Below are 3,393 nucleotides of genomic sequence, written 5' to 3'. Positions count from 1 at the left end.
TTGATTTCGTTTACATAACCCAAGGAGTGTTCTTCATCTACCGCCGGGAAAGTCCATCCCTTGGTAGTATCTGCTTTCTCAATAGCATATTCATATCCAACTGGACTGTATACCAATATGGGAGAACCATGAGTTAACTTTATTTTAATATTTCCTTTGCTGCCATAAATTTCGATTTTGTTATCCATGCCACCGAAGGTAATATAATTACCCTCTATAAACCCAAAAGTATTATCCTCAAAAGTCAATATTCCAGCAGCCCAGTCTTCTCCTTCAAACTCATTATGTAATAAATTTTGTTGTAAACCTTTACTGGTTTTACCTAAAACTTCTACCACTTTTTTCTCCTTAAACCAGTTAACAAAACCAGCAGGATGTATTCCTAAATGAATCATTGCCCCTCCACCACAATATTTCACCTTCTGAGCATAAAGAGAGTGTGATCCACCGTGGCTTTCCTTTGCCTTAATATAAAGGATATCACCAATAGCTCCTTCTTTATAAATTTCTTTTGCTCGCATAAGAGCAGGGGCAAAAATCCAGTCTTCAGCATACATCAATTTCACTTTATTATCACGACAAACCTTAATCATTTTATCGCAATCTTCCAAAGTAGTCGCTAAAGGCTTTTCACATACTGTATGTTTTCCTGCAGCGGCTGTATGAGCAACAATTTCACTATGAAGAAAATTTGGCACGCAAACGCTTACCATCTGTATATCCTCTTTTTCCAGCATCTCCCTATAATCACTGTAAGCCTTGGGTATTTGGAATTGGGTACAGAAATTATCGAGATTATCTATCGCAGCTGCTGCCACCAATTCGGCATCTGAACATCGCTGATATGCCCTAGCATGTAAACCTGCGGCAAATCTGGATCCTATGATACCTACTTTGACTTTAACCACTTTTATCTTCTCCTTTACATGTTATTTTTTATTAATAATTAACATATCTGATATCTAAAGATTCCGCAAGAAATTTCAAGGTAATATATTTAATTTATTAATCCAATTTATTATGGAATTCTAATAATAATATTTTTCAATGATTATTAATATTTTCCTTATTGTAAATCATTAAATGGTATCCCATCCATATCTGTAAATGTCTGATTCTCTCCTGCCATTCCCCAGATAAGAGTATAATTGCTGGTGCCAACACCAGAATGAATAGACCAACCGGGCGCTATTATTGCCTCTTCATTCCTGGTAATTATGTGCCGGGTCTCTTTTGGTTCACCAATGATATTAACTATGATGGCCTCTTCTTTCAGTTCACAAAATAGAAAAACTTCTGTCTTTCTAGCATGAGTATGGCCTGGAATATTACACCAGACATTGCCCGGTTCCACTGCTGTCATTCCCATAGTTAACTGACTTGTTTGTATTGTTTCTGGAACTATATATTTATAGAGCACTCGCTTGCTGGCACCTTCTGTTGAACCAAGTGAAATTGGTTGAATCATATTGAATTCAATTTTTTTGGTGGGATAGGTTTGATGTGCAGTAGTGCATACAAAATAAAACTTAGCCAATTCTTCCTGGTTCTTACTTAGAAACTGAATGTCACGTATTCCCATTCCAATATACAATAAATCCTTATAATCTAAAACATAATCCTCACCATCTACTTTGATAATGCCAGGAGAACCAATATTTATAATTCCCATTTCTCTGCTTTCCAGAAGGTAATCAGTTCCGGTAAGCTTTCTGGTATCATCTATTGTAAGAGGTTGTCGAGGACTGATACCACCGACAATCATTCTATCAAAATGAGTATAAACCATTTTCTGCTTTCCAGGAATAAATAATCCCGAAATTAGCATATCCTTCGGTAAGTCTTCTGTAGTAAGGCTTTTAATATATTGTGCATTAAATGCTTGTCTTATTTCCATTTTATTTTTTTGTGAACCTCCTTTAATTTATATTTTTGTAAATATGTTAAGTCAACTACATATTAATTTAATATACAGAAAGTGGCATAAATTTTAATGGCAGATAGAGTACCAATTGTGGGAAAAATACAAGCAATATTACCACAATAACCATAACCAGATAAAATGGCAAAAACTCTCCTATTACCTCTGTAATATTAATCTTTCCCACAGCACAGGCGACAAATAGCGCACAGCCCACTGGTGGAGTTACTATACCAATTGCCAGTGCAACATTAACAATTATTCCATACAGAAGAGGGCTTATTCCTAAACTTTTTGCTATAGGTAAGAATATAGGTGTAGTAAGCAAAATCACTGGATCATTATCCATAACGCAGCCGATGGCCAGCATAAAAGCTACAATGAGTAACAAAAAAACAGTGGGATTAGAGGTCACAGTTATAAACCAACCTGCTATCATGCTAGGGACATGATGTAAAGCTAATATCCAACCCAAGGGAGTAGTGGCACCAATCAACAAAAGTGAAATTGCTGAAGTTACTCCAGTCATAACTAAACAATTAAAAAGCTTTGGTATGGTTATTTCTTTTAGATATAAACCTAGTCCTAAGGCATAGAAAACTGCAACTACTGCCGCTTCTGTAGCAGTAAATATGCCACTAAATATACCCCCCAGGATAATAATAGGTAAAATCAATACCGGTATAGCTTGATAAGCATCCTTAATAATTTGTCTAAAAGGTACCCGGGGGTGCTTAGGATAGTTTCTGATCTTTCCTTTATAAGTAGCCAAAGAGATCTGGGCAATACCTACTAAGATGCCCGGAATAATTCCTGCCAAAAATAATGCACTTACCGATACATTGGAAACCCAGGCATAAATAATAAGGGGGATACTTGGCGGTATGATTATACCAATAGTTGAAGAAGCACCTGTGATTGCCACACTAAACGGCCTATCATATCCTTCTTCAATCATGGCATTCATAATCATGGCACTGGCTCCAGCAGTATCAGCCGTTGCAGAACCGGACATTCCTGCAAAGATCATTGAAACAAGAACATTTACAATAGCCAGACCACTTCTCACAAATCCTATGAGTGAAGTGATAAAAGATACCAATCTTTTAATAATACTAGTAGAAGTCATAATGTTAGCTGCTAACATAAAGAATGGAACAGCTAATAAAGGAAAAGAATTGATGCCCCCAATTAATTTTTGACCTATTAAGGAAACAGGAATGGGTATATCGCCAAACCTTAATAGAATCCAGGAGGTAGCAATAATAGCATAAATTATTGGGAAGTTGAGAATAATGAAAAATCCTAAAATGCCTAAAAATAAAAAAACAATAGTCATTTAATTTCTACGATCCTTTCTCTATTATTCTATTCTGGTTTTTCGTAATCCCCTCTTTAATATGTGTTAATATGTCTTCTAAAATATAACAGCAAGATAAAATGCCTCCTACTAGAACGGCTGAATAGACATA

Annotated in this window: 3 protein-coding genes; all 3 read right to left on the bottom strand. The window is 35.8% G+C overall.

The window, feature by feature from the left end:
- Window positions 1-908 (bottom strand): Gfo/Idh/MocA family oxidoreductase (locus PHD84_10700; protein ID MDD5638264.1); only part of this gene is annotated, 908 nt, incomplete at its 3' end.
- Window positions 909-1,066: 158 nt separating this feature from the next.
- Window positions 1,067-1,897 (bottom strand): 5-dehydro-4-deoxy-D-glucuronate isomerase, encoded by an 831-nt coding sequence (gene kduI, locus PHD84_10695; protein ID MDD5638263.1) that lies wholly within the window; start codon window positions 1,895-1,897, stop codon window positions 1,067-1,069.
- Window positions 1,898-1,964: 67 nt separating this feature from the next.
- On the bottom strand, window positions 1,965-3,260 hold the full coding sequence (locus PHD84_10690; protein ID MDD5638262.1) for a TRAP transporter large permease: 1,296 nt from the start codon (window positions 3,258-3,260) through the stop codon (window positions 1,965-1,967).
- Window positions 3,261-3,393: the final 133 nt, after the last annotated feature.

It is taken from the genome of Atribacterota bacterium, from assembly GCA_028717805.1.
Lineage (GTDB): Bacteria > Atribacterota > Phoenicimicrobiia > Phoenicimicrobiales > Stramentimicrobiaceae > Stramentimicrobium.
This window is presented reverse-complemented; position numbering and strand designations above follow the sequence as displayed.